General features: G+C 71.1%; 21 protein-coding genes. 14 read left to right on the top strand and 7 right to left on the bottom strand.

Annotated elements, in window-relative coordinates:
• The first annotated feature begins 143 nt into the window (after positions 1 to 143).
• The 4 genes from H6726_11680 (at position 144) to H6726_11665 (ending at position 4297) form a co-directional block, all read left to right on the top strand.
• Positions 144 to 818 carry an undecaprenyl diphosphate synthase family protein gene (locus tag H6726_11680; protein MCB9658297.1) on the top strand — a complete coding sequence of 225 codons (675 nt, stop codon included), beginning with the start codon at positions 144 to 146 and terminating at the stop codon, positions 816 to 818.
• Between the two features lie 4 nt (positions 819 to 822).
• Positions 823 to 1827 carry a hypothetical protein gene (locus H6726_11675; GenBank protein ID MCB9658296.1) on the top strand — a complete coding sequence of 335 codons (1005 nt, stop codon included), beginning with the start codon at positions 823 to 825 and terminating at the stop codon, positions 1825 to 1827.
• A 63-nt stretch (positions 1828 to 1890) separates the two neighbouring features.
• Positions 1891 to 3537, top strand: a complete 1647-nt coding sequence (locus H6726_11670; GenBank protein MCB9658295.1) for an FAD-dependent oxidoreductase — start codon at positions 1891 to 1893, stop codon at positions 3535 to 3537.
• 49 nt (positions 3538 to 3586) lie between these two features.
• Complete coding sequence (locus H6726_11665; GenBank protein ID MCB9658294.1) at positions 3587 to 4297, top strand: DUF2378 family protein; 711 nt, start codon at positions 3587 to 3589, stop codon at positions 4295 to 4297.
• Positions 4298 to 4300: 3 nt separating this feature from the next.
• Here the strand turns inward: H6726_11665 and H6726_11660 are convergent, their stop codons facing one another.
• Entirely contained in the window at positions 4301 to 4879 is a 579-nt protein-coding gene (locus tag H6726_11660) for a tetratricopeptide repeat protein (protein MCB9658293.1), read from the bottom strand.
• A 52-nt stretch (positions 4880 to 4931) separates the two neighbouring features.
• Here H6726_11660 and H6726_11655 point away from each other — a divergent pair, with 52 nt between their 5' ends.
• Both H6726_11655 and H6726_11650 read left to right on the top strand, forming a co-directional pair.
• On the top strand, positions 4932 to 6137 hold the full coding sequence (locus H6726_11655; protein ID MCB9658292.1) for an amino acid deaminase/aldolase: 1206 nt from the start codon (positions 4932 to 4934) through the stop codon (positions 6135 to 6137).
• 70 nt (positions 6138 to 6207) lie between these two features.
• Positions 6208 to 7635, top strand: a complete 1428-nt coding sequence (locus tag H6726_11650) for an HAD-IG family 5'-nucleotidase (GenBank protein MCB9658291.1) — start codon at positions 6208 to 6210, stop codon at positions 7633 to 7635.
• A 63-nt stretch (positions 7636 to 7698) separates the two neighbouring features.
• On the opposite strand, the gene H6726_11645 is transcribed toward H6726_11650, so the two are convergent.
• Together H6726_11645 and H6726_11640 are read right to left on the bottom strand one after the other, a co-directional pair.
• Entirely contained in the window at positions 7699 to 8388 is a 690-nt protein-coding gene (locus H6726_11645) for a hypothetical protein (protein ID MCB9658290.1), read from the bottom strand.
• 46 nt (positions 8389 to 8434) lie between these two features.
• Complete coding sequence (locus H6726_11640) at positions 8435 to 9664, bottom strand: threonine/serine exporter family protein (GenBank protein MCB9658289.1); 1230 nt, start codon at positions 9662 to 9664, stop codon at positions 8435 to 8437.
• Positions 9665 to 9771: 107 nt separating this feature from the next.
• On the opposite strand from H6726_11640, the gene H6726_11635 reads away from it, so the two are divergent.
• The 4 genes from H6726_11635 (at position 9772) to H6726_11620 (ending at position 14820) form a co-directional block, all read left to right on the top strand.
• Positions 9772 to 10527 carry a pseudouridylate synthase gene (locus H6726_11635; GenBank protein ID MCB9658288.1) on the top strand — a complete coding sequence of 252 codons (756 nt, stop codon included), beginning with the start codon at positions 9772 to 9774 and terminating at the stop codon, positions 10525 to 10527.
• Between the two features lie 40 nt (positions 10528 to 10567).
• The gene (locus tag H6726_11630) at positions 10568 to 11206 is read left to right on the top strand and encodes a DUF2135 domain-containing protein (protein MCB9658287.1); all 639 of its coding nucleotides are present in this window, start codon (positions 10568 to 10570) and stop codon (positions 11204 to 11206) included.
• A gap of 11 nt (positions 11207 to 11217) precedes the next feature.
• The gene (locus H6726_11625) at positions 11218 to 13779 is read left to right on the top strand and encodes a WD40 repeat domain-containing protein (protein ID MCB9658286.1); all 2562 of its coding nucleotides are present in this window, start codon (positions 11218 to 11220) and stop codon (positions 13777 to 13779) included.
• Positions 13780 to 13845: 66 nt separating this feature from the next.
• Positions 13846 to 14820: a tetratricopeptide repeat protein gene (locus H6726_11620; GenBank protein ID MCB9658285.1), complete on the top strand. Its 975-nt coding sequence runs from the start codon at positions 13846 to 13848 to the stop codon at positions 14818 to 14820.
• 52 nt (positions 14821 to 14872) lie between these two features.
• Here the strand turns inward: H6726_11620 and H6726_11615 are convergent, their stop codons facing one another.
• Positions 14873 to 15586: an RNA pseudouridine synthase gene (locus H6726_11615; protein MCB9658284.1), complete on the bottom strand. Its 714-nt coding sequence runs from the start codon at positions 15584 to 15586 to the stop codon at positions 14873 to 14875.
• A 1-nt stretch (position 15587) separates the two neighbouring features.
• Positions 15588 to 18266 (bottom strand): hypothetical protein, encoded by a 2679-nt coding sequence (locus H6726_11610; GenBank protein ID MCB9658283.1) that lies wholly within the window; start codon positions 18264 to 18266, stop codon positions 15588 to 15590.
• Positions 18267 to 18376: 110 nt separating this feature from the next.
• Here H6726_11610 and H6726_11605 point away from each other — a divergent pair, with 110 nt between their 5' ends.
• The gene (locus tag H6726_11605; GenBank protein MCB9658282.1) at positions 18377 to 19438 is read left to right on the top strand and encodes a hypothetical protein; all 1062 of its coding nucleotides are present in this window, start codon (positions 18377 to 18379) and stop codon (positions 19436 to 19438) included.
• A gap of 42 nt (positions 19439 to 19480) precedes the next feature.
• On the opposite strand, the gene H6726_11600 is transcribed toward H6726_11605, so the two are convergent.
• Entirely contained in the window at positions 19481 to 20659 is a 1179-nt protein-coding gene (locus H6726_11600) for a HupE/UreJ family protein (GenBank protein MCB9658281.1), read from the bottom strand.
• A 15-nt stretch (positions 20660 to 20674) separates the two neighbouring features.
• On the opposite strand from H6726_11600, the gene H6726_11595 reads away from it, so the two are divergent.
• On the top strand, positions 20675 to 22138 hold the full coding sequence (locus tag H6726_11595) for an amidophosphoribosyltransferase (protein MCB9658280.1): 1464 nt from the start codon (positions 20675 to 20677) through the stop codon (positions 22136 to 22138).
• 69 nt (positions 22139 to 22207) lie between these two features.
• Here the strand turns inward: H6726_11595 and H6726_11590 are convergent, their stop codons facing one another.
• Complete coding sequence (locus H6726_11590; protein MCB9658279.1) at positions 22208 to 22885, bottom strand: TetR/AcrR family transcriptional regulator; 678 nt, start codon at positions 22883 to 22885, stop codon at positions 22208 to 22210.
• Between the two features lie 84 nt (positions 22886 to 22969).
• Here H6726_11590 and H6726_11585 point away from each other — a divergent pair, with 84 nt between their 5' ends.
• Positions 22970 to 23764 carry a hypothetical protein gene (locus H6726_11585; protein ID MCB9658278.1) on the top strand — a complete coding sequence of 265 codons (795 nt, stop codon included), beginning with the start codon at positions 22970 to 22972 and terminating at the stop codon, positions 23762 to 23764.
• Between the two features lie 73 nt (positions 23765 to 23837).
• The gene (locus H6726_11580) at positions 23838 to 24962 is read left to right on the top strand and encodes a hypothetical protein (GenBank protein MCB9658277.1); all 1125 of its coding nucleotides are present in this window, start codon (positions 23838 to 23840) and stop codon (positions 24960 to 24962) included.
• Positions 24963 to 25038: the final 76 nt, after the last annotated feature.

Here is a 25038-nt window from a genome sequence, read left to right as displayed (position 1 = left end):
GCCAGCCCCGCACCGCGTCGTTGGGCGCGACGCGCGGGACCGCCTCGCGCTACCGTCGAGATGCCCGTCGCTCTCGTGGACACGCGCGACGTCGGCTTGGTAGAGTCGGCCCAGATGGGCAGCGCAACAATCGGCGTCCCGACGTGACGGGCACCCCCATTCGACACTTGGCCATCATCCCGGACGGCAACCGACGGTGGGCGCGTGCTCGTGGAATGAGCGCGCAGGAGGGACACATCGCGGGGATCGGCGCCATCGACGGGGCCATCCGGGAGGCGTTCGCGCAGGGAGTCGAGATGGTGACCTTCTGGTGGGGCTCGCCCGCCAACCTGACGCAGCGCGCCCCCGAGGAGGTGCGAGGCATCGTCGATGCGCTGGGCGACTGGCTGGACGGACCCGCGCAGCGGCTCCTGCGCGACACCGACGCGCGCTTTGGTGCGTTCGGACGCATCGACGAGCTGTGCCCCGAGCTGCGACCGAAGCTGGATCGTGCCCTCGGCGCCGCTGGCGCGGGGCCACGACAGGTGACGCTGCTGATGGGATACGATGGCCGCGACGAGCTCCGCGAAGCCGCCCGAACGTTCGCGCGCGGCGCGTCGCAGTCGCTCGAGGAGGGTCTGTGGACAGCGGGCCTCCCGGATGTCGATCTGCTGCTGCGCTCTGGTGGCTCCGCGCACTTGAGCGCCGGGTTCATGCTCTGGCACATCGCCGAGGCGCGGCTTGCGTTCGTGGACGAACCATGGCCTGCCGTCACCCCTGCCGTCGTGCGCCGCGAGCTCGAGGCGGCCGGCGCCCAGACACGGCGCTACGGACGCTGAGCCCATGGACGACACACGAGGCCGCGCGCGCCAGCACCTGGGCGCCTCACTCGCACTCTACGATGCGCTGTCACGCGCTGGCGGCGGCCACCCAGCCGCGGCGCGTGTGCGACGGATGCTCGACCGACCCGACCGCCTGACCGCGACCGACGAGCCCTTCGCGATGAAGTACGACGGCTACTTGGCGGCCGGGACGCGCGCGGCGTGGGGCTTCACCGTGAACTCTCGCTTCGACGGCCGCGCCCTCTCCGAGTTCCTGGGCGAAGCGATCGACGCAGCCGGAATCACCAACGAAGCGGAGGTCCAGCGCGCTGCCACGCGGCTGTCCGCGGCGCTCCCACTCCCGAGCGTCGCCACGTTGTCGTTTGCGTTCGACGACCCGGGCGCGCCGCCACGGTTGAAGGTCTACTTCCAGGAAGACGCTTGGGGTGCTGGCGTCGGCAGCGCCCGCGAAGTCGACGAGGCGCTCGCGGCCGCCGAGCTGGGCTGCGCACTGCCTGCGTGGCTGGACGGCGCCCCGTCCGTCGGTGTGGTCACGCTGGAAGCGCCCCCCGGTCGCGCGCCGCGGGCCAAGGCCTACGTGGGCGCTGCTGGCCTCGAGGGCGCCTTCGCGGGCGCGCCGGAAGACGTGCGCTCGCTCGCCGACCAGATGGCGGCGGCCTGCCCGCTGGCGTCGACGTACTACTACCTCACCGTGCGGCTCGAGCGCGGGGAGGCGCCGCGCTACGCGGTCAACAAGATCTACGATCTCGCGCGGCAACGGTTTGGCGCCGACCAGCGCGCGACCCTCGAGGCGTTTCGGGACGTGAGCGGGCTGTTTCGAGCCGCGGGGAGGACGAAGGAGCTGCGCGCTGTGCTGTCGGAGCTGCGTCGCCCGGACGCGCACCAGCGCATACCCCGAGTGATCCCCACGGCGTCCGCGATCGAAGACGGCGGCCGCTCGGTGGATTTCTACTGCGCCGCGTTCGCCCTCGATCCCGACGGCGGCCGCGCGCGTGTCCCCGCGTAGGGGTTGTCACCGACACCGTGTGTGGAACTTTTGCGCGAAACCAGATTCGCCTAGCATGACCTGATGGTGAAGCAGGTGGTGGTCCTCGGGGGTGGCATCGGTGGGTTGTCTGCAGCGCACGAGCTGGCATCGCGCGGATACTCGGTGCGGGTCTTCGAGGCCATGGCCATCCCGGGCGGCAAGGCCCGCAGCGTGCGCCTGCCTGGCACGGGTACGGACGGGCGCCCCGACCTGCCCGGCGAGCACGGCTTCCGCTTCTTCCCGGGCTTCTACAAGCACATCACCGACTCGATGAAGCGCATCCCCTACCCGGGGAACGTGGACGGCGTGTTCGACAACCTGGTGCAGGCCACCCAGTTCCAGATCGCGCGCATCAACGAGACCGACCCCGTGCTGGTGGCCCGCTTCCCGCGCAGCCTGGCCGAATTCAAGGACGCCATCGTCGCGCTCGCCACGGCGAACTTCGGCATCCCCGAGCTGGAGGCGGCCTTCTTCGGCACGCGCCTGGTGGCGCTGCTGAGCTCGTGCGACGAGCGTCGCTTCGGGCAGTGGGAGCACCTGAGCTGGTGGGACTTCATCGAGGCCGACAAGATGAGCCAGGAGTACAAGCTGTACCTGGCGCGCGGACTGACGCGCTCGCTCGTGGCGATGCGCGCCGAGATCGGCAGCACGCGCACGGTCGGCTACATCTTGCTCCAGCTGCTGCAGGACCTGCTGCGGCCGGGCGAGACCCTCGACCGGCTGCTCGACGGACCGACCAACGACGTGTTCATCGACCCTTGGGTGCAGCACATCCAGCAGCTCGGCGTGGACTACCAGCTCGAGCGGCCGCTGCACGCCATCCACATGAGCGGCGGGCGCATCAGCAGCGTCGACATCGCGCGCCCCGACGGGACGCTGGAGAGCGTCACCGCAGACCACTACGTGAGCGCCATCCCGGTGGACCGCTTCGTGCACTTTCTCACGCCCGACGTCCTCGCGGCGGATCCCTCCCTGGGGAACCTGAGCAAGCTGCAGACCGCGTGGATGAACGGCATCCAGTTCTACCTGCGCGACGACGTGCCGCTGGCGCACGGGCACACCATCTACGTCGAGTCGCCCTGGGCGCTGACCAGCATCTCGCAGCAACAGTTCTGGAAGCAGCGCCTGTCGCAGGTGGGCGACGGAACTGTGCGGGGCATCCTCTCGGTGGACATCAGCGACTGGGAGTCGCCGGGCTTCCTGCTGCACAAGCCGGCGGACACCATCGACGACCGCGAGCAGATCATGGAGGAGGTCTGGGAGCAGCTGCGCTTGTCGCTGAACGACGACCCCGGCGTGGACCTGATGAAGTCCAACCTGGCGCACTGGTACCTGGACGACAGCATCGTGACCGGTGGGCCCAGCGGGAAGCCCGAGAACCGCGAGCCCCTGCTGGTGAACACCGTGGGCTCCTGGGCTGACCGCCCCGAGGCGCACACCGCCATCGGCAACCTGTTCCTCGCGTCCGACTACGTGCGCACGTACACGGACCTGGCCACGATGGAGGGCGCCAACGAGGCCGCCCGACGCGCGGTCAACGCCATCCTCGACGCGGACCACGACCCCGCCGAGCGCTGCGCTCTCTTCCCCCTCGAGGAGCCCCTCGTGTTCGAGCCCCTCAAGCTGCTCGACAAGCTGCGCTGGCGGTTGGGCCTGCCGCCGCTCGCCGCGCCCGACCTGGTCCCGTGATCGTCCCGCCCGCGCCTCTCGGCGCCCCACCCCTGCCCGGAGCATGCCCATGACCACCCTCTTGCAGCTGGACGCGACGCCTCGTGAGGGGCTCCAATGGGGACGTGGCGAGGTCGCGGAGTGCGAGATCGAGGCGTTCGCCGCGGCGTTGCCCCTCGGCGCCGCAGACCAGCGCGCCATCGTCGCAACCCTCTCGAACTTCCCGAGCGAGTGCCAGGTGCGCGGCATGTTCTTCGACGGCCTGGTGAACGTCATCAAGAAGGAGCGCGACGCGGACACCGCCGAACGCCTCATGCTCCATGCGGGCGTCCGCGCACGGGCCATCCCGTTCGCTCTGCTCCCGCACCGTGACTTTTACAAGCTGTATTTCATGGCGGCGGCGGTGCTCTACCCGGACCTCTCCCTGGACCGCAGCATGCAGCGCATCGCCGAGACCTTCTACCCCGTGTTCCGGGACAGCATGGTCGGCCGCACGCTGAGCGCGATGATGGGCAGCGACCCGCGGCGCATCCTGGCCAAGCTGGTGGACGCCTACTCCATGAGCGTCCAGGACAACTCCCACAGCGTCCGAGTCAGCGAGGAGCACGCCATGCTGTGGGAGTGCCGAGTGGAGCCGAGCCCGTTCTACGGGGGGACGTTCCGCGGGATCGTGCTGGGGACGCTGCACTCCCACGGCGTGACCGGGGGCAAGGTGGACGTGGTCTCACGTGTGGCCGACGGCCCCGAGCACACGCGCTGGGTGTTCCGCATCGGCTGGTAGCGGTCAGTCGTCGCCGCCGTCGCCCTCTTCGTCGTCGCTGCCCGGGAACACCTCGCCGCGGATGAGGTCCAGCAACCCCTCCACCTCGAGCCGCACCTCGACCTCGGGGCCCGTCGCGAGGAAGCGCTGCAGGAAGCCGAAGGCGGGCTTGCGCTCGCCGAGCTGGTAATAGCAGAGCCCCAGCAGGAACAGCGCGTCGGGGTCGTCGCGCCGCAGCATGAGCGCCTGCTTGCCCATGCGGATGGCGCGCTCGGGCTGGCCCATCATGCGCAGCGTCTGGCCCGCGCCCACGCGCGCACCCAGGTACTGGGGGGCTCGCTGCAGCGCCTCCAGGTAGGCGGCGAGCGCCTTGTCCCACGCCTCACGCTCGTAGTGGGCAGCGCCGAGGAAGTGGAACGCGTACGCGTTCTGCGCGTCCTGCACGGCGACCGCCTCGAAGTGCGCGATAGCCCCGTCGACGTCACCTTCACGGAGCAGCTCGACGCCCTCTTCGCAGGCCTCCCAGCGCGCCGCGTCGCGCTCGTCCGGGCCCGGCGCGGCGCGAGGATCGAGGTCGGGGCTGTCGTCGTCGGCGTCGTGCATGCCGCGAGTGTGGACCGCGCGAGCGGGCCCGCAAGTGGGGTAGGCTCCCGCCATGTCGCCCTTCGCCGCCTACGCCGCCGCCCTCCGCCATCTGCGTCTCCCGTTGGCGTACGTGGACGTGGCGCGCTTCGACCGGAACGCGGCGGACCTCGTGCAGCGCGTCCGCGCGGGCACGGGGCGCTCGCTGCCCATCCGCCCGGCGACCAAGTCCATCCGCTGCGTGGCCTTGATGGAGCGGCTGCTCCAGCACGAAGGGTACGAGGGGCTCATGTGCTACAGCGCCGCCGAGGCCGCCTGGCTCACACGCGAGCTGAGCAAGCCCGTCCACCTGCTGGTGGCGTATCCCACGCTGGAGCCGGCCGACATCCGCGCGTGCCTCGAGGCCGTCGAGCGGGGCGCGGACATCACGCTGATGGTGGACGACATGGCCCACGTGCGCCTGCTCGGGCAGCTGGCGGAGGACGTGGGGCAGACGCTCTCCGTAGCGCTCGATCTCGACATGTCACTGCGCCTACCGGGGCTGCACTTCGGGGTGCGCCGCTCGCCCCTCCACTCGCCGCGCGCCGCGCTCGAGCTGGCCGCCGAGATCGCCGACCACGACGCGCTGCGCCTCGACGGCGTCATGGGCTACGAGGCGCAGGTGGCAGGCTTGCAGGACGCGCTGCCCAACCAGCGCGCCATGAACACGGCCATCCGGGTGCTCAAGCGGGCATCCATCATGGACCTCCAGAAGCGGCGCTCGGACACGGTGGCGGCGCTCCACCAGGCCGGTCACACGCTGCGCTTCGTGAACGGCGGGGGCACCGGCAGCCTCGAGGCCACGGCGCGCGACCGCAGCGTCAGTGAGGTGACGGCCGGCTCCGGGCTGTACAGCCCCACCCTCTTCGACAATTTCTCCCACTTCCACCACGCCCCCGCCGCTGGCTTCGTGCTGCCAGTCGTGCGGCGCCCGGCGCCAGGCTTCGCCACGTGCCACGGGGGCGGCTACGTCGCGTCCGGCTCGGCCGGCCCGGAGAAGCTGCCCGTCCCGATGTACCCCGAGGGTCTGGAGCTGCTGCCGACGGAGGGCGCGGGCGAGGTGCAGACCCCGCTCAAGCTGAGCCCCGGCGTTTCGCTTTCCCTGGGCGACCCCGTCTTCTTCCGACACGCCAAGGCAGGCGAGCTGTGCGAGCACTTCAACCACCTGGTGCTGATCGAGCGTGGACGCGTGGTGGACGAGGTGCCCACGTACCGCGGCCAGGGGCGGAGCTTTCTCTGAGAGGCCCGCTTCCGTCCCGCTTCCCGGACAGTGCTCCTTCAACGCGCCGTCGAACGTGGTAGACACGGCCATGGTCCTCGAGCTGCCCGCTGCGCCGCCAACGCGACGCATCTTCGTCAACCGCACCCTGAACCTCCGCAGCATCGAAGCCATCGGCTTCGACATGGACTACACCCTGGTGCACTACCGCCACGAGGAGTGGGAACGCGAAGCGTACAACCACGTCCGTCAACGGCTGCTGGACATGGGGTGGCCCGTGGGCGACCTCGAGTTCGATCCTCGGCTGGCGCAGCTCGGGTTGGTGGTCGACCTCGAGCTGGGCAACGTCGTCAAGGCCAACCGCTTCGGTTACGTCACGCGGGCCTCCCACGGCACGCGGCGCCTCGACTTCGCGGAGCAGCGCAAGACGTACTCGCGGGTGCTGGTGGACGTGGCGCAGCACGGGCACTGGTACTTCCTGCACACGCTCTTCGCGCTGTCCGAGGCGTGCCTCTTCATGCAGCTGGTGGACCTGCTGGACGCGGGGCGCCTGCCGCGCTCGCTGGGCTACGCGGGCCTGCACCGCCTGGTGCGCCGCGAGCTGGACGCGACGCACATGGAGGGCACCCTCAAGGCCGAGATCATCGCCGCGCCGGAGCGCTTCATCGAGCCGGACCCTGACCTGCCCCTGGCGCTGATGGACCTTCGCGCAGCGGGCAAGAAGCTGCTGGTCATCACCAACTCGGAGTGGTCCTACACGTCGGCCATCATGCGCTACGTGTTCGACCCGTACGTGGAGCACGGCACGTGGCGCGACCTGTTCGACCTCGTGGTCGTCTCGGCGCGCAAGCCCGCCTTCTTCGAGCAGCGCAACGACATCTTCGAGATCGTGAGCGACGACGGCCTGCTGCGACCCGCGAACGGCGCGCTCACGCCGGGGGGCGCGTACCTCGGCGGGAACGCGTCGCGCATCGAGGCCCACCTGGGGCTGTCCGGCTCGCAGATCCTGTACGTGGGCGACCACATCTTCAGCGACGTGGAGGCCAGCAAGACACTGCAGCGCTGGCGCACCATGCTGGTGCTGCGCGAGCTGGAGGACGAGCTGGCGGCGCTCGGCTCCTTCTCCGCGAGCGGCGCCGAGCTGGTCAAGCTGATGGGCGAGAAGACCGCGCTCGAGTACCGCTACTCCTCCATGCGTCTCGCGCTGCAGCGCAAGACGAAAGGCTACGGACCGCAAGTGGATGCGACACCCTCCGAGATTCGCGCCGAGGTACAGCGCCTCCGCGAGCAGCTGGCAGGGCTCGATCAGCGCATCGCGCCGCTGGCGCGAGCCGCCGGCGAGCTGGTGAATCCGCACTGGGGCCCGCTGCTGCGCACGGGGAGCACGCGCAGCTTGTTGGCGCGGCAGATCGAGCAGAGCGCGGATGTCTACAGCTCTCGCGCATCGAACCTGCTGTACGTGACGCCCTTCGAGTATCTGCGCTCCGGCGGCACCAGCATGCCACACGACGAAGACTGACGCCGACCAGGCCACCCTCGGTCGCGGCCCCCATCCACCGGCCGGGTGGTCGCCGCCGCACCGTCAGGGGCTGGGCGCGAGCGAGACCGCCCAGCGCACGTCCACGACACCGTCGAAGGGCCGCACACGCAGCGGAGCGAGCGCGTCGGTCACGCACCGCACGCTCACCCCGAACGAGCCCTCGCCGCCCAGCACGAGGCCGCTGATGCTGCCGCTCGGACCGTGCAGACGCGCGTCGATGTAGAGCGTTCCGTGGCTGCTCGGAGCGCACGCCAGGACGGCCGGGAGGTTGTCCGCCAGGGCGTCGTCCAGCTCGGTCACCGAGGGCGGACCCTCGGGCTCGGGCGCGATGGGAATGTCCGTCGGGGCGTACTCGCCGGGTGTCGGCCCGTTCGGGTCCACGGGCAGGAGCACCCCGGGCTCGTCAGGGGACTCGGGCGCGCGGCACACGGCGATGCGTTGCGCTCGCGCCGCGGATCGCCGACTGCGTCCGCCGCGCCCAAGGTTGCCGAAGTTCGGCGCGCGCCCGAGGGCCGCCGACGCGATGACCAGCACGCCGAGCACGACCACCGAGCCTATGGCGCCCGCCACCGCGCGACCCGCCACGCGCCCACGCAAGGCGCGACACTGCTCACGCTGGGCCGCGGTCAGCCCGGCACCACAGCCCGAGGATGTGAGCACGAGGCACAGCGTGAGCCCAGCGGCGAGCGCCCGCGAGGGACGCGCCGGAGGCAAGGCGAATGGACGTGACACACCTCCAGCATACCCCCGCGCGGCCCGGCCGCTTCCCTCTTGGGTCTCACAGGGCCTTGCGGGGCGGTAGCACCAGGTTGGCCACCAAGAGACCGGTGACCAACGCGCCAGCCACGAGACCCACCGCGAACGCTGTGTCGACCGCGGCGACCACGTCCCGTCGCAGGAACGACGCCACGCTCCGAAAGCCCATCGTGCCCGGCACCAACAGGAGGATGCCGGGCACCATCACGAGCGCCGCGGGGCGGTCGCTGAGGCGCGCGAAGGCGTTGCTGCCCAGCCCGAGGACCAAGGCCGACACCGTGGCCGCGAGCGAGGGCCCGAGCCCGTCGTCTAGGAGCGGGGTACACAGCTGACCGGCGGAGAACGCGGAGGTGGCGACGAGCACCGTGGCCCACGCGTCCCGCCGCGGCGCGTGCAGGAGCACCATGACGGCCGGGAGCGCCACCAACAGCCCCACGAAAGGCCAGAAGGCCGCGCGGACCGGGACCGGCGCGGGCAGGAACGCCTGCGCATGGGGCGCGAGGCTCACCACCAGCACGCCGCCCAGGCTGACCCCGACGGCGACCTGGAGGAACGACACCAGCGCGCCCGCGAAGCGCGCGGTGCCCGACACGAGGTGGCCCGTGGCGACCTCGTTCATGGCCGTGGTGAGCGCGAGGCCAGGCATGAGCATGTAGATGCCGGCGACGGTGCTCAGCTGAATCAAGAGATCGGGCAAGAACAACCCGGCCAGCGACGCCGCCACCGAGGCGACGACGCTCCCGAGGAGCAGATGAAGACGGGCGATGGGCTCCGCGCGCTCGGCCCACTGCTCCAGCATGCCCACCAGCAGCCCGATGCCGCCGGAAACCAACGCTTCGAGCGGTCCGCCGCCGAGCAAGAGCGCCGCTGGCGCTGCGACGAAGGGATGCACCACGAGCGGCACCCACGGGCGTTCACGCGACGAACGCGTCACGATGGCATGGAGGCGCCCTGACCCGGTAGTCGCGTCGAGCTCGCCGCGGGCCACGGCGTTCACCAGGGCGTCGAGGTCCGCCAGCTTCCCGAGGTCCTGCTCGCCCGCCTCGCTGCGGACCAGGTAGGTGCGTTGCTCGGGGGGCGTTCCAAAGGCCACGAACACGGCGGTCGGCGTCGAGAAGTACTGTCCGTCCGTGCCCAACTTCGTGCCCAGCGCCGCGAGCAGCGCCTCGATCCGGTGGGCGGGCTGCCCGTACGCGTGCAAGGCGCGGGCGACGTCGATGACGAACGCTTCATTGTCGCTCGCGGGGCTCATGGGGTGCCGAGTGTAGTGGGAATGCCCGCCGGATCGAGCCCACGCCCGAGTGGGGCAGGCCGTTGCGCTGCTCGACAGCAGGCGCGCCGTGACTCATGCCACGCGCGATGAGCGAACCACACGAGCCGAGCGAGCCCGAGCGCCCACGGATCCCCATCCTGTATCGGGACGAGGCCGTGGTCGTCGTGGCCAAGCCCTCCGGCTTGGTGGTGCACCGCGGCTGGGCCCAGGACCGCGTGGTGATGATGTCGCTGGTGCGCAACCAGCTGCGCCGTGACGTGTACCCGGCGCATCGCCTGGACCGCGGCACGAGCGGCGCGCTGCTGTTCGCGCTCTCGCCCGAGACGCTCCGCGTGCTGAACGACGCCTTCGAGGCTGGCCGCGTGGAGAAGCGCTACCTGGCGCTGGTACGCGGCCGCCCGGACCCAGCCGAGGGGCTGGTGGACTACGCCATCCCTCGCACGGAGGACGGCGAGCGCGTCCCAGCGCAGACGCGCTACCACGTGGTGCATCAGCTCGACCACTACGCATGGGTCGAGGCCTTCCCGTTGACCGGCCGCCTGCATCAGGTGCGTCGCCACTTCAAGCACCTGCGCCACCCGATCGTGTTGGACAAGGCCCACGGGCGAGGGCGCTTCAACGCCCGCTGCCAGGCCGACTGCGGCATCGCGCGGATGGCGCTGCACGCGGCATCCATCACGTTCCCCCACCCGCTCACGAGCACGCCCGTCAAGGTGGTGGCTCCGCTGCCGGAGGACCTGCTGACGCCGCTGCGACGCTTGGGCGTCCCCGACACGCACCTGCTCCTCGACTGCCCCTCGACAAACCACCCGAATGTAGGGGAAGGTGGCGCATCCACATAGCGTACGAGTGCGCTGACGCCTCGCGCCAACAGGAGCCCCGATGACCAACTACCGCTTCGCCTTCCAGTCCTTCCAGTCTCTGCTCGTGGCCATGGCCTTCCTCTCCACTGGAGGCTGCTACGTGCGGACGACGGCCCGCACCACGCAACCGGTCACGACCGACCAGACACAGCAGCAGTCCGGCCAGGGCGGGGTCGTGGTGCTGGAGTCCAGCTGCGTGCAAGGTGCGCAGGAGATCTGCAACGGCCTCGACGACAACTGCAACGGCCAGATCGACGAAGGCTGCGGCTACTCCTCCGGTGACGTGCAGATCACGCTCGCCTGGAACACGGGGGCCGACCTCGACCTGTACGTGTACGATCCCAACGGAGCACGCATCTACTACGGCGAGCCACAGGCAGCGAGCGGCGGACACCTCGACCAGGACGCCCGCGGCAACTGCAACCCGTCGCAGCCCAACAACCGTATCGAGAACGTCTACTGGGGTGGCGGCGTGCGCCCGCCGAGCGGCCGCTACACCGTCGAGGTTCACTACTGGGCGGGGGATGGCTGCAGCTCCAACGCGGGTCCGACGACGGGTGTGGTCAGCATCTCGGTCGGCGGAAGCATCCTCGGCACGTACCAGCTGGTACTCACGGGCGATCAGCGCGCCACCTTCGCGACGTTCGACATCCCCTGAGAGAGGTAGCCATGTCCACCCGACCTCCCCTCCGCCTCGCAGGGCTGCGCGCGCTCGGCGCGGGGCTGATGCTGTGGTCGGGTGTCCATGCCGCCGGCTGCGGCAGCCCGACGCCCACCCTCACGCCAGTGGAGACCGTCCCCGCGCCGCCACGCAACCTCCTCAACCAAGACGACCTGGCGCTCGCGAGCCCGCGCGCCGATGGTACGGTCAGCCCGGCTCGCCCGGTCATCCGGACCGCCATCCGACGCTACATCACGAGCGCGGTGTTCTCTCCTGACAGCAAGCGCGTCTTCGCCGTCAGCTCGCACGGCGAGTTGGTGGCCTACGACGTGGAAACGGGCGCGCTGCGCGCGTATGCGCGCCCCTGGTTCGACGAGGACTCCCCGGCGCTGGACGTCGACGCGAGCGGCTCGCGCGTCCTCGTCTCCACGTTCCGACACGGCGCCATCTTGTGGGACTTGCGTAGCGACACCCTGCGCACGCTCGCCCCGGCGCCCTCGAGGGAAGACGAGAGCCGCCTCGTCGGCTATGCGCTGCACCCCAGGGGCGACAGCATCGCGGGTGTACGCGTGGGCGCAGACCAGCTGACGCTCGAGACGGCGCGCCCCGACGACGGCGGCCGACAGGAGACCACGCTGATCACCTCCGGCCCTCAGGACGAGGACGGCGAAGGTTGGCGTGTGCAGGTGCTGTACTCGCCGAGTGGTGCCCGCATCGCCGTCGTCACACCAGACGGACGAGACTTCACGCTCCACGACACATCCGATCTGAGCGTGGTGCACAGCGTGCGCCTCGAGGGCGACGCCCCCGAGGACCCCGACCAACGGCTCCGGGTGGCTTTCCGACCCCAAGGCGGACAACTGCTCCTCGCGCGCCCCGGTCGCATCGAGCTCGCCGACTCGCGCAGCGGGCGGGTGCGCGCAGACTTCGACATGCCGGGCGAAGCCACCCCGGACGTCACCTACAGCGCGGATGGACGTTTCATCGTGGCCGTCGCGGAGACGCAAGGCCTCTACGTCGAAGCCGAGACGGGTCGCGTCCTCGCGCGCGTGGAGCTCCCGGCGGGCGACGTCGACCCGGAGTACGCCACCTTCCGCGTGGTGCCACTCCCTGGCGAAGGTGGGTTCGTGGCCATCGACGGAAACGGCGAGCGCACGTTCTTCGACGCCCGAGGCGTCATCGGCGAGCTGCCCGCGATGGCGGGTCCCTCGGGCGAGCCCCCGCCCGTCTTCTCACCGGACGGGCGCTGGTCCCTGGCGGGGGTGAACCCGCCCGAGCTGCGACGCGGCCGAGACGCCACGCTCGGCTCGTCGTTCGTCCAGGAGGGCGCGCAGGTCAGCGTGTGGGGGGCCAGCTTCAGCATGGATGGCCGCGTCTTGTTCACCCGCTCGCGGGCGGGGGTCTCGCGCTTCGCGGCCGAGGGCATGCGCGACCTGGCGTGCGGCAGCGAGCAGCAGGTCACTCGGGGCCCGACGGGCGCCATCGCGCAGCTGGGTGGTTACTCCAGCTGCCTCTTCGACAGCGACCGCATCGTCGAGAGCAACGTCGTCAGCACGCACGATGGCTCGGTCACGGCGACCTACCGCGACGATGAGTTCGTGGTGCAGCGCTCTGGCGGAGCAGCGGATGTACGCCTCCGCCGCAGCCGCTCGTCCAAGGTGCGCTGCGAAGACCCCCGCACCTGCATGCGGATGGCGCATCTCTCCCCGGACGGCGCGGCCATCGCGTTCCTCGACTCCACGCGTGACGGCGGAACGCGGCGGGTGTGGTGGGAGGTCTACGAGACGCGCACCGGTCGTCTGCGCGCCCAGGGTAGCGCGGAGGGCTACGCGACGCTGCAGATGCTGGCCGGCGGTGCGTTCGCGGTCGTCGCGAACGAGACGTTCCGCTTCTACGACGCCCGCGGGCGCCAACGCCTCGAGGTCCCGCAGCTCGCCAGCCGCGCGGTGAGCGCCGACGGCGCCCTCGTCGCAGTGGGCACCACCGACCGCGAGGTGCGCGTGTTGGACGTCACCAGCGGCCGTGAGCGCGAGCGCTGGACGGCCTCGTCTCAGCTGCACCTGTACCAGATCACGCCGGACCACCAGCGCATCCTGGCGATGGGTGATGGCCACATGGTGGTCGCGACCCTCGACGGGAGCAGCCAACGCGCCTCGTTCTCCGTGGAGGAGCCCACAGCCACGAACTTCGCGGGCACCTTCGGGCTCGCCTGCGAGGGTGGCCGCGTGGTGCGCTTCGACCTCCGCTCGGGCGCGCAGGCGGATGTCGCCCCCTGCGAAGGACGCACCGACGCCATCTCGGAGGATGGGGCCTTCGCCGTCACGACGGTCGGCTCGAGCACCCGCGTCCACCGGCTCTCGGACGGCCGCGTGCTCACCCTCGAGACTCTGGCCGGCGCTTCGTCGCTGCGGGTCGCCTACGACGACACCGGCCGCTGGGACGTGAGCGAGGCCGACCCAACCCGGGTGCTCATCCGCGCGGCGGGGCCGGGGGACACCGCTCCCCTCGAGAGCCCAGCCGACGCTGTGGGCACGCCGGGGCTGTTCGGACTGTTCGTCACGGGCCAGTAGGCTTGACCGCGGGCCGCGCGAGACCCACCTTGCGCGTCCCCGTGCTGGCGCGCGGGGCCCGAGACCATGCACTACGACGACGACATGCCGGACGATCCGGTGGCCGCGCAGCTCGACGCCGGCTGGGAGCGGGTCGCTGAAGGCGACCTCGAAGGGGCGCTCGCCGCCGCGCTGGCGTGCCTGGAGCTGGCCGAGGCGCCCGAGGCGCACAACCTCCTCGGGTACGTGCGCGCCGCGCAGGGCGACGTGGAGGCCGCCCTGCGGCACTACCGCAAGGCCATCGCGCTCGACGAGTTCTTCACCGAGGCGCTGCTGAACGCCGCCGAGCTGCACATGCACCCGCTGCACCAGCCCGAGGAAGCGCTGCGCCTGATCGACCTGGCCATCGAGCACGCGGACTCGAAGGACGCCAAGGCCGACGCCGTACTGCTCAAGGTGGAGGCCATCCTCCAGACCGGGGACCACGAGCGCGCAGCGAAGGCGCTCAAGCGCCTGCCGGAGGGACCTTTCGAGAACCCCGAGCTGGACTTCATGATTGGCCGCGCCTACTTCGAGGTGGGCGACCTGGACGCCGCGGGTGACCGCATCCAGACCGCAGCACGCGACAGCCAGACCAACCCCGAGGTGTTCTACTACCTGGGTCTGTGGCTGGAGGCGAAGGAGGACCGCGCCGGCGCCACCGTGGCATTCCTCCAGTCGCGCGACCTGGATGGGTCGACGCCCCCGCCTCCGTGGAGCACGTCGCGCGCCGTGTTCGAGCGGCGCCTACGGGGCGCCATGAAGAAGCTGACGAAGCGCGTCGCAGACTCCCTCGAGGGGGCGCTGGTGGTGGTCGCGAACCTCCCCGGCCGCGAGGTCATCGCAGAGGGCGTGGACCCGCGCCTGTGCGCGCTGGCCGACGACGTTCGCGACGGCAAGGTCGGGCGACTCTTCGTGTACCAGCGCAACTGCGAGCGCATGGGCGGGTCGGTCGACGCCATGGAGGACACCTGCGCGGAGGCCATCGAGCGCGAGGTGAACGCCGCGCTCGACGCCACCTGACGCCTCGGCCGCACCGTGGGAAGCGAGGGTTCGAGTCGAGCTCGAGCGCACGTCAGCGCCCCGACAGGCCAGCGTACGCCGCCGCGAAGTCGGGCGGAGGTGCGAGCTCCAGCGAGAGCTCACCGCAGCCCGCCGCGAGGTCGGGCAAGCGCAGGGCCGCGCAGTGCAGCATGGTGCGCCGCGCCGTGATCACCCGCCCGTCGACACCCGTCGCCCGCGCGGGACCGCCATACACACGGTCGCCGAAGAGCGGCGCGCCCGCCGCCAGCGCGTGCACGCGCAGCTGATGCGTGCGCCCCGTCTCGGGAAACAGGTGCAACAAGCCTCCGTGCCGCAACCTCTCGGACACGACGAACCGCGAGCGGGCGTGCTTCTCCTGTGCGCCGGGCCCCGCCACGCGCTTCCTCTTGTCACGCGGGTCGACGGCGATGGAGGCGTCCCAAACCCCCTCGTCGGTCGCGGGTGGAGTGAGCGTGAGGGCGACGTAGCGCCGCCCGTAGCGCCCCTCCACGCGCGCCATGCGCAGCGCCTCGGCCGCCGCAGGGGTACGCGCGAAGGTGACGAGCCCACTCACCTCGGCGTCCAAACGCGACGTGGCGTGCAGGCGCGGCGCCCTGGGGTCCAGCGCCTGCGCGCGCCGCACCACGCAGTCGGAGTCGTCCGGCGTGGTGGTGGGTAGACCGCTGGGCTTCGCCAGCACGAGCAGCGCCGCGTCCTGGTGAACGACGCTCACCACCAACGACCGCGTGTCCGGTGGACGCGCCATCTCAGCCGCGAGCCACCCGCTCGATCACGTGGACGCGCCCCGCGCCGCCGTCGACACGGACGCGGTCGCCCGTTCTGAGCTGGCGGGTGCCCGTCTTGACGTTGACCACCGAGGGCACACCGTACTCGCGCAGGACGATGGCCGCGTGCGAGAGAGGCCCACCCAGATCGGTCACGACCGCCGACGCCACGAGGAACAGCGGTGACCACCCCACGTCGGCGCACGCGCAGACCAAGACCTCGCCCGCCCGGAAGTGCGCGGCGTCCGCGGGGGAGTCCATGACGCGCACGGTACCCGTGACGTCGCCCGCACACGCCGAGAGCCCGAGCAGCGTGTCGCTGTCCGGCGCCTCGATGCTGACTGGCGGTGGATAGCCCACGAACGTGTCGGGCGGGTCTGGCAGGCTGCGGTCACGCTCCACGCGCCGCCTGCGGCGCTGCACACGCACCGCCACGCTCTCGCTGCCGTCGCGCAAGAACGCGTCGATCTCGTCCAGGGTGAGGTAGAAGGCCGCGTCCGCGCCCGCCCCGGGCTCCACGCTCTCGATGCGTCGCGAGGTGTCGAGCGCCACGTGCCGGAACAACCCCAGGACGGCCGTCACGTGACTGCGGAGGCGTTCGCGGAGGCGCATGAAGCGCTGCACCAGTGCCAGGAGGTGGCGCACCGCCGTGCGTGTCGGCAGGGGCAGCTTCTTGGAGACCAACGCCAACGCCGCCTCCCGCGCCTGCCGCTGCCGCTCTGCCATCTGCACGGGGTTGAGCCCACGCGCAACGGAGGACGCCCCCTCGCGTAGGTAGATCTGCAGCGTCGCGAACAGGAGGGTCGGGTCTTCGGACCAACGCGGGGCAGCCACCTCGGCCTCGCGCGTCCCGCGGTGGCCGTAGGCCTCGAGGAAGCGCTGCAGGCTACGGCGCGTGGGGCCGTCCGGCAGGGCATCCACCCGCAGCTCGGTCGCGGGGCTGGCCAGGATGGCCTCGCGGACCGCTGGCTCACGCGCGCTGCTCTCCGCGATGTGATAGAGGGTGACCCCAGGCGCGGCGCTGTCCACGTCGGCGAGGCCACCGAGCAGGTCGCGCTGAACAGCTTCGGCCTGGTCGCGGACGACGAGCATCAAGACCCCCTGCAGCAGGACCACGCTGGCCAGCAGGTTGCCGTAGACCGTGAGCATGACGGCGCCCGCCTCGTCCAGCAGGTGTTCCACGTCGCGCAGGAGCGCGGCCATCGACGCAGGAGAGAGCAGCGCCGGGTTGACCGTCTCGATGCGCCGCCGCTCCGCTTCGTAGAAATGCTCGAAGGCGCGCACGCGCTCGGTGACGTTGTAGTTCTCACGCGCATAGCGAGCCGCGGTGACGGGGAGGCGCGCGAAGAAGGCCGCGCGTGAGCGGGGCACGACGTCGGACTCCAAGCGGTCCCCCATGCCACCGCCGCCCAACGCCAGGAGGGTCTTGGGGCGCAGCCCGGGCACCTGGGTGAGGATGCCCATGAACTCGGTCAGGTTGAGGTAGATCCGCCCGCGGAACTCCCCCACGAGCTCGGCGTCGCGCGGGACGCTGCACCCCAGCGAGCCGAAGGCGCGGCGGAAGCCCAGCTCGCTGAAGCTGCTGAGGATGCTCCAGGTGAGCGGGGTGGCGACACCGGGCAGCGCCTCCCCGACGTTGACGTTCGACCACACGATGCGCGCTCGGTCCACACGCGGAACGTCGCCCCGCTTGCGCCAGCTCGCGATGTCCACCGGGGTCGTGATTGGCCGCGCCTGGAGCATGAACAACTGACCACTGGCGAACGCCCACTCGAGATCCTGGGGCTGCCCGAAGCTCTCCTCCACGCGGAGCGCGAGGTCGGTCAAGGCGCTCACCTGGGCCTCGTCCAAGCACAGCTCGGCCCGCAGCGCGAGCGGCACCTCTTGCTCGACGGTCCGTGCCCCCGAGCCGCCGCGACGCTTCAGCACGACCTTCGTCCGCTTCTCGCCGATGACGCGATCGCGCGGACCGCGGGTCGCCTTGTCGACGCGGATGGTGTCCGGAGACACGCGGCCGTCCGCCACGGAGGTGCCCAGCCCGTAGGCGGCGGTGATGACGATCTCCCCACCGTCCCCCGTGAGCGGGTTGGCCGTGAACGTCACGCCCGCCACTTCGGCGTCCACCATGGCTTGGACGACGACGCCCATGCCCGCCTCCTGAGCCCCGTGCCGGCGCAGATAGGTGAGCGCGCGCTCGGTGAACAGGCTCGCCCAGCACGCGCGGATGGCGTCGAACACCTCCGCGTCGGATTCGCAGTGCAGGTGCGTGTCGTGCAGACCCGCGGCCGACGCGTCGGCGCCATCTTCACGCGTCGACGACGACCGGACCGCGAAGCTGCTCACGCCCTCGTGGCGGAGGACGTCCAGCGCGTCCCGCAGCTCGCGCGCGAGCGCCTCGCTGAAGGGGAGCTCCAACACTCGCTCCCGGATGCCGGCCAAGCGCTGCGTCGATGCGGCCTCGCTGGTGAGCAACGCCGCGGGCAGCTCGCTCGGCTCGAGGCGCTCGGCGAACAGGTCGTCGGCCAGGGTCGAGGGGATGGCGACCGCCGCGGGAACCGGAAACCCGGCCCGCGCGAGCTGAGCGAGGTGGCACGCCTTCGCTCCGTATGGGGCGGACCGGCGGGGGGCCAGGGTCTCGATTCGTCGGATGGCTCGCGGCATGGCTCTCTTTGGGGATGTGGTGCGCGTGATCGAGGGGGGAGTCAACAACCGAAGCCCTCCCCGACGACGCGGGGTAGGTACGCGCGACGCGACCTGCTACCTTCCCCGACGTGAGCGTCTCCCAGATTCCGCGCTGCCCCACCCACGGCACGGTGCTCAACCCGAAGGGGGAATGCACGCTGTGCAACCGCCGCAGCGTGACCCCCCCGGCCAGCGGCGTCCCGCTCTGGGCGAAGGCCCTCGGCGGGGCAACGGGGCTGGTCGCCTTGATTGGGCTGGGTTCGTTCGTCTACTCGTACTTCCGGGAGTCACCCGACGCAGCCACCGGCGCCGCGGCCCCGCAGGAGCCGAGCGACGGGCGCTACCGAATCCACGCTGCGCTGCCACGCACGCTGGGCCGGCGCGCTCACATCGAGGCCACCTACACGCGTCGCGTCTCCGCGGTGCAGCGGGCCGGCGGACAGGCGCGGAACGCCACGCCGAGCGCCGCGTACTTCCGGCTGGACGCCATCCAGCGCATCGCCGCCGTGGACCCCCAGGACGGCGTCACCACGTACGAGTACCAGGTGAGCTCCCTGCGGATCGGCACCACGAGCGCCGACGCACGCGATCTGCTGCACGATGCGGTGGTGCGGGTGCAGCCACGGCCCACCGGCGAGGCCGTGATCACCGTGGCTGGCGAGCGCATCGAGCCCGCCCTGGGTGGCACGTACGAGGCGTTTCGCACCATGACGCCGGTGTACCTGGGCCTCGACGAGGACCAACGCTACGGGCTGGACACGCGCCGCGCACCAGGCGACTCGTGGACCGTCACGCTCGAGAACGAACCGCTGCGACGTTCGCTCCAGCTGAACCTGCACATGCAGGATGCTGCGGCCGAGGCCCACATTCGCTTCAACGACGTGGAAATGGGGCTCGGGGCGCTGGACGTGGGCCTCTCGGTCACCGGCGCCAGACCACGGAACATCGGCATGGACGGCACGGTGGAGAGCTACACCCTCTCGGCACGGGAGCGGCTCTCGCTACCCGTCCGGCCCGAGGGCCGGCGCGACTTCGAGAGCACGACCACGTCGACCCTACGCGTCCGCGTGCCCGGCGACGACGGGCTGTCGCGGCTGTTCGACTTCGAGCTGATCGAGCTGCGCCACCAGACCAACACACCGCTGGACTGACGCCGCCCTACGCTCTTGCCTCGGTGGGGCCGTTCTCTCGGCCTATCCAAGCACGCGCTCGACCACCCAATAGCTCGCCATCAGCGCGATGACGACCGACCCGCCGCGCACCACGACGGGCTCGTACCAGGGTGTCCGACCGAGCCGCAAGAGCGGGCCCAGGACCAGCGCGACGAACGCGAGCTGTGCCAGCTCGATGCCCACATTGAAGGCCACGAGCGCGAGCACCGTGTCGCCAGCGGGCAAGCCCAGCTCCCGCAGCACGGAGCTGAAGCCGAAGCCATGGATGAGCCCGAAGCCTCCTGCCACCAGCGGGAGGCCGCCGCGCCGCTGCGGCGCCAGCGCCGTGTGTACCGCCACCGCGACGATGGACGCGGCGATCGCGACCTCGACCGGCTGGCTGGGCAGGACGACGACCTCGAGGGCCGCGAGCGCGAGCGTCACACTGTGACCCACCGTGAAGGCCGTCACGAGCCAGGCGAGCTGCGCGAGCGACGCGCGGTGCGGGGAAGGCGCCTTGACCTCGGACGGTCCAACCGGAGCGCGCGCCTCTCCCGAGGGGTGACGCAGGAGCCCGACGCCCAGCAGCAGCGAGAGCAGGAACAGTACGTGGTCGTACCCCAACGCGAAGTGCAGCATGCCCTCCCAGAGGAACGCCCCGCCCAGCTCCCACGTCGCTGGAGGGGGTCCAGTCAGCACCAGCTCGCGATGGCCCGCGCGCAGCACCGTGGCGCTCTCTCGCCCGCCCCCCACGTACACCAGCGCTTCGTGCTGCCGGTCGTCGGGGAAGACGGTGTCGTCGCGCAGCACCAGGTCGCCCTCGCCCGCGGGCGTGGCGCACCTGAAGGTCAAGTCGACGTCGATGAAGGAGCGCTGGTCGCGAGCGGTCTCTCGCGGAGCGCCCACCTGCCCCGGACACACGACGCCGCCACGCCGCAGCGTGACACCCCCAAGCAGCCAGGCGGCGATCTGGTCGTGCCGCTGGAGCACGGCCCCGACGGGGGCTTCCTCGCCCAGGCCGAGCTGCATGGCCACGTCCACAGTCTCGATGGAAGCCATGACCTGCAGGGTGGGCGCTGGCTCCGAGGCGGTCGCCCCCGTCGATGCTGGCACCTCGACGTACAGGTACTTGGTGCTGCCCAGGTGCGCACGCGCTGGCGACGCCGAGAAGCCCAGCATTATCAAGGCCGCGAGCGCGGACGCGAGCACGCGAGGAGACACGCTGCGGGGGATAGCATGGACTTGGAGCCCTTGCGGCGTTATGAAGCGCCCGTGGCGTACGACCCCGACGACGATCATTTCCGTGACCAATGTGGCGTTTTCGGCGTCTTCGGCGCGGACGAGGCCGCCAACCTGACGTACCTGGGGCTGCACTCGCTGCAGCACCGCGGGCAGGAGGCGGCCGGCATCGTGACCAGCAACGGCGCGCAGCTCTTCGCGCACCGCGGCATGGGGTTGGTGCAGGACGTGTTCACCAACCCGGTCATCGAGCGCCTGCCCGGCAACCGCGGCATCGGCCACGTGCGCTACAGCACGGCCGGCGGGAGCCACATCAAGAACGCACAGCCGCTGGCCGTGGACTGCGCGCACGGCTCCATCGCGGTCGCGCACAACGGCAACCTCACCAACGGGCTGGACCTGCGCGCCGAGCTCGAGGCCGAGGGCAGCATCTTCTCGTCGGACAGCGACACGGAGGTGCTGGTGCACCTCATCGCGCGCTCCCGCGCGTCCGAGACGGAAGACCGGGTGGCCGAGGCCCTGCAGCGCGTGCAGGGCGCCTACTCGCTGGTGTTCCTGTCGGCCGAGGAGCTGGTCGCGGTGCGTGACCCGAACGGCTTCCGCCCGCTGTGCCTGGGCCGGCTGGGCGACGCGGTGGTGGTGGCGTCGGAGCCTCCTGCGTTCACCCTCATCGGCGCCCAGTACGTGCGTGACATCGAGCCCGGCGAGATGATCGTGGTGGACAAGTTCGGGATGCGCACGCTGCGCCCGTTCAAGGGCAAGCCGCGCGAGCCGCGCATGTGCGTGTTCGAGCACGTCTACTTCGCGCGCCCGGACGCCGTGCTCAACGGGGTGAGCGTCTACGCCGCGCGCAAGCGCATGGGCCGCGCCCTGGCCGAGGACCAGCCCGCGGACGTGGACGTGGTGGTGCCCGTCCCGGACAGCGGCGTCGCGGCCGCGCTGGGCTTCGCCGAGGCCTCCAACCGGCCCTTCGAGCTGGGCCTCATCCGCAGCCACTACGTGGGCCGCACGTTCATCGAGCCCCAGCACTCCATCCGCCACTTCGGCGTGCGCCTGAAGCTGCATCCGGTGCAGGAGATCCTGAAGGGCAAGCGCGTGGCCGTCATCGACGACAGCATCGTGCGCGGCACCACGTCGCGGAAGATCGTGCGGATGATCCGCGACGCAGGCGCGAGCGAGGTGCACCTGCGCATCAGCTCGCCGCCCACGGCGTGGCCCTGCTTCTACGGCATCGACACGCCGACGCGCAGCGAGCTGATCGCCAGCAAGCACAGCGCAGAGGACATCGCGGGCTTCGTCGGCGCCGACTCAGTGGGCTACTTGAGCGTGGCCGGCCTGCACCGCTCGGTGGGCGGGGATCCGTCGGGGCACGGCTACTGCGACGCGTGCTTCACGGGCAGCTACCCCGTCGAGGTGCCTTCGCCCAGCGCGCGCCGCCAGCTCCCGCTGGTCACCGCCTGAGCGCCGCGGAGGCGACGCGGGGTCGGCGCTCACCAGATCCATCGCGCGCGCACGGCTTGGTCCGGGCCTCTACGCGAGGGTCTTGTCCAGCAACGACGCGAACCAGCCGAGGAAGCGGTCGGGTGCACCTGCGTCGGTGCCGAGGCCTGCGTCTGCCAACACGGAGTCCCCGATGAGCTCCAGCGCGAACACCGCGAGGAACGCCAACACGAGCGTGTTGCGCGTCTCGCCGAGGTCGGCCTCGGGCACGTCCATGGAGCTTGCCGCCTCCGGCGAGAGCGCCGCGGATGCCGCGAGGCTCCGTCCGTGTCCGCGCGCCCGGGCGGCCAAGCGGCGCTGACGAGCCGCGTGGGCGGCGGCGATGAACGGCTGCCACGGAGGTTTCGATGTGGCGCCGAGGCGCCCGGTCAGCGCCAACCATGCCACCGCACGTGTACGGCCACGGTCGCGGAACGCCTCGAGGCTCTCGCGAACGAAGCCGTCCAGTTCCTGCTCGCTCCCCGCGCGACGCATGGCCTCGAGCGTGCGCGCCGCCGTGCGCTGCATCAGGTGCGCCGTCGCGTCCTGCAGCAACTCGTCGCGTGATCCCACGTGATGGAGCAGGGTCGGGTGGGTCATGCCGACGTCCGCCGCGACATCGGCGATGCGCAGGGCATCCGGGCCCGCGTCCAGCAAGCGCTTGGCGGCCGCCGTGAGGATCTCCTCGCGCGCCTCCTCCTTGGTTCTGCGGCGTCTCGTCGTCGACATGCTTGACATCCTCGCACAGGTTGCTATCTACATTTCTGTAGATAGCACGACGCCCAGTCGGCGCAGCACCGCGGAGGTACTTCCATGCAGACCACTCTCTCCCACTCGGTCCCAGCCCCCTCCACCTCCAAGGCCAAGGCACCCGCGCAGGCGAAAGCGTCCGACGGGGCCACGGCCCCCACGGGGCGCTACGCTCCTCGCCGCGCGCTCCGTGCACTCGCCGCGCTGCTGCGCGACCCGAACGCCACCGATCAGGTGTTCATCATCTTGGACGCTCTGAGCGGCCGCATGCTGGACCGCACGACCGACGGCATGCGCGCCGACCCCGTGGGCGCCGCGCTGCTGGAGAACCCGCCCGCTCTCGTCGAGCGCCTGCTCGACCGCGCCGCGCTGCGCGCGCTCGGGCCCGAGACGCTCGCTCACGCGTACCTCGCCTTCGTCGAGTCCGAAGGCATCACGGCCGACGGCTTGCTCGAGGCGGACGTGCGCACGCGTGACGCTCGCTCGGACGTCGCCTTCATGCAGGACTGGCTGCGCGACACGCACGACCTCGAGCACGCCCTCACGGGCTACAAGGGCGACCTCATCGGCGAGGCGGCCCTGCTCGCGTTCGACCTCGCGCAGCATCCGTCCCCAGGGCTCGCGCTCATCGTGCTCGCGGGCTACGTGCGCTTCGGCGGCCTGGTGAGCGACTACGAGCCCAACGCGCGGCGCATCATCCGGCAGGGGTTCATGCGTGGGCTGCGGGCTCGCAAGCTGCTCCACGTGGACTACACGGACGCCCTGAGCCGCGACGTGAACGAGCTGCGCGCCGAGCTCCGCCTCGGTCCACCGCCGCAGTACCGCGCCGTGCGTCCGCACGAGGTCGACCTGGCCTAAAGCGCGCAGCGGGCCAACGTGCCCGCAAACTTGGGCTCGCGTCCGGGCCCTCGCTCGACCATCCTGAGCCGACATGGACCGCGCCTCGTTGGTGACGCTGCTTCGCGCGTGCACGTTGGTCGCTGGCGCCTCGTGCTTGGTGGCGTGCCACCGAAGCGCCTGGTGCCCAGTAGGGCGTGACTGGGGTGAGCACGAAGTCGACGACAACGCCAGCGAAGACGCTTGTTGGTCGCATCCCACCACGGCGCCTCGAGCCGCGGATCGACTGCTGCTGGACGACCCGCTCGGGTGCGGCGCAGAGAGAGAGCCATGCCTGCAGCGCGCGGACGAGACTCCGCGTGCGTTCGCCGACCGGCTGTGGGCCGAAGGCAACCGCGTAGGACCCAGGCACCCGGTGCTGGCAGTGACGTACTACCGGGCCTCCCTGAGCGTGGCCCCCGACGCCACCCGGGCGAGCTACGTTCAGGATGTGCTGGCCGAGCTCGATCGGCCCTTCGTGTGGGTCGCGGCGTCGCCGCCCCCGGCAGCGGTCTACTCGAGCGTCGACGAGCTGTGCGATGCTTTGGGCGGCGACGCGCGGTCGCGATGCCACCTCGCCAGCGGCTGGCGGCTCGCCAAGCAGAGCGATGGGGAGTCGAGAGGATATGCCATCGCCCAGCTACGCGTGGGCCGCATGAGCGACTTCGGCGCCACCCACTACCTGCTGGCCGCGAGCGGCGACGAGGTGTGGCCACTCCTGGTGCTCGGCGAGGAAGGCGAAGCGACGCGATCACCCGACCTCGAACACCTGTCGGTGGAACTCACCCAGTGGCCGCTCGTGCTGGGGGAGCAGCTCGGGGTGGTGTGGGCGTCCATGCCGTCGGATGAGCGGGGCTGCGCTCGACCGCTCACCAGAACGCTCGCTCGGTGTGACCTCTCGGGGGTTCCTCGCTGCACGGAGGTCGTCGAGCTCGGACCCATGACCGAGTGGCCGCCCCAGTCGATGCCCCGCGAGCCCGCGGCCGCGGAAGCGTGTCTGGGGCCGGCCTCGATAGCGCAGCTGGGAGAAGGCACGCCCCGCGCTGCCAGCTACGCCGCGCAGTTCTCGGTGGAGGTCACCGCTTCACAGCTCGTGGCCACGCGCAGTTGGGACGGTTGGCGAGCGTGCGCACGTCTCGAGGCCAGGCCGCCGAGGACCGCCCAAACGCACGGCCCATAGCGGACGCGAGCGCCACGCAGATGCAGCGCCCGAGCACTGTCGCTCGGGTGCGTGCAGCAGGGGCGGCCCGCAGCAC

The organism is Sandaracinaceae bacterium (assembly GCA_020633055.1).
In the GTDB taxonomy this organism is placed as follows: Bacteria; Myxococcota_A; Polyangia; order Polyangiales; family Houyiibacteriaceae; genus JADJJE01.
Note: the sequence above shows the minus strand (reverse complement) of the source record. Positions and strands in the feature narration are given on the sequence as shown.

Excerpts from the sequence above, each read along its gene's own strand:
- H6726_11625 (MCB9658286.1), top strand. The coding sequence starts at position 11,218 with ATGTCCACCCGACCTCCCCTCCGCCTCGCAGGGCTGCGCGCGCTCGGC.
- H6726_11620 (MCB9658285.1), top strand. The coding sequence starts at position 13,846 with ATGCACTACGACGACGACATGCCGGACGATCCGGTGGCCGCGCAGCTC.
- H6726_11655 (MCB9658292.1), top strand. The coding sequence starts at position 4,932 with ATGTCGCCCTTCGCCGCCTACGCCGCCGCCCTCCGCCATCTGCGTCTC.
- H6726_11670 (MCB9658295.1), top strand. The coding sequence starts at position 1,891 with ATGGTGAAGCAGGTGGTGGTCCTCGGGGGTGGCATCGGTGGGTTGTCT.
- H6726_11635 (MCB9658288.1), top strand. The coding sequence starts at position 9,772 with ATGAGCGAACCACACGAGCCGAGCGAGCCCGAGCGCCCACGGATCCCC.
- H6726_11590 (MCB9658279.1), bottom strand. The coding sequence starts at position 22,885 with ATGTCGACGACGAGACGCCGCAGAACCAAGGAGGAGGCGCGCGAGGAG.
- H6726_11660 (MCB9658293.1), bottom strand. The coding sequence starts at position 4,879 with ATGCACGACGCCGACGACGACAGCCCCGACCTCGATCCTCGCGCCGCG.
- H6726_11610 (MCB9658283.1), bottom strand. The coding sequence starts at position 18,266 with ATGCCGCGAGCCATCCGACGAATCGAGACCCTGGCCCCCCGCCGGTCC.
- H6726_11585 (MCB9658278.1), top strand. The coding sequence starts at position 22,970 with ATGCAGACCACTCTCTCCCACTCGGTCCCAGCCCCCTCCACCTCCAAG.
- H6726_11665 (MCB9658294.1), top strand. The coding sequence starts at position 3,587 with ATGACCACCCTCTTGCAGCTGGACGCGACGCCTCGTGAGGGGCTCCAA.
- H6726_11580 (MCB9658277.1), top strand. The coding sequence starts at position 23,838 with ATGGACCGCGCCTCGTTGGTGACGCTGCTTCGCGCGTGCACGTTGGTC.
- H6726_11675 (MCB9658296.1), top strand. The coding sequence starts at position 823 with ATGGACGACACACGAGGCCGCGCGCGCCAGCACCTGGGCGCCTCACTC.
- H6726_11630 (MCB9658287.1), top strand. The coding sequence starts at position 10,568 with ATGACCAACTACCGCTTCGCCTTCCAGTCCTTCCAGTCTCTGCTCGTG.
- H6726_11595 (MCB9658280.1), top strand. The coding sequence starts at position 20,675 with ATGGACTTGGAGCCCTTGCGGCGTTATGAAGCGCCCGTGGCGTACGAC.
- H6726_11615 (MCB9658284.1), bottom strand. The coding sequence starts at position 15,586 with ATGGCGCGTCCACCGGACACGCGGTCGTTGGTGGTGAGCGTCGTTCAC.
- H6726_11640 (MCB9658289.1), bottom strand. The coding sequence starts at position 9,664 with ATGAGCCCCGCGAGCGACAATGAAGCGTTCGTCATCGACGTCGCCCGC.
- H6726_11650 (MCB9658291.1), top strand. The coding sequence starts at position 6,208 with ATGGTCCTCGAGCTGCCCGCTGCGCCGCCAACGCGACGCATCTTCGTC.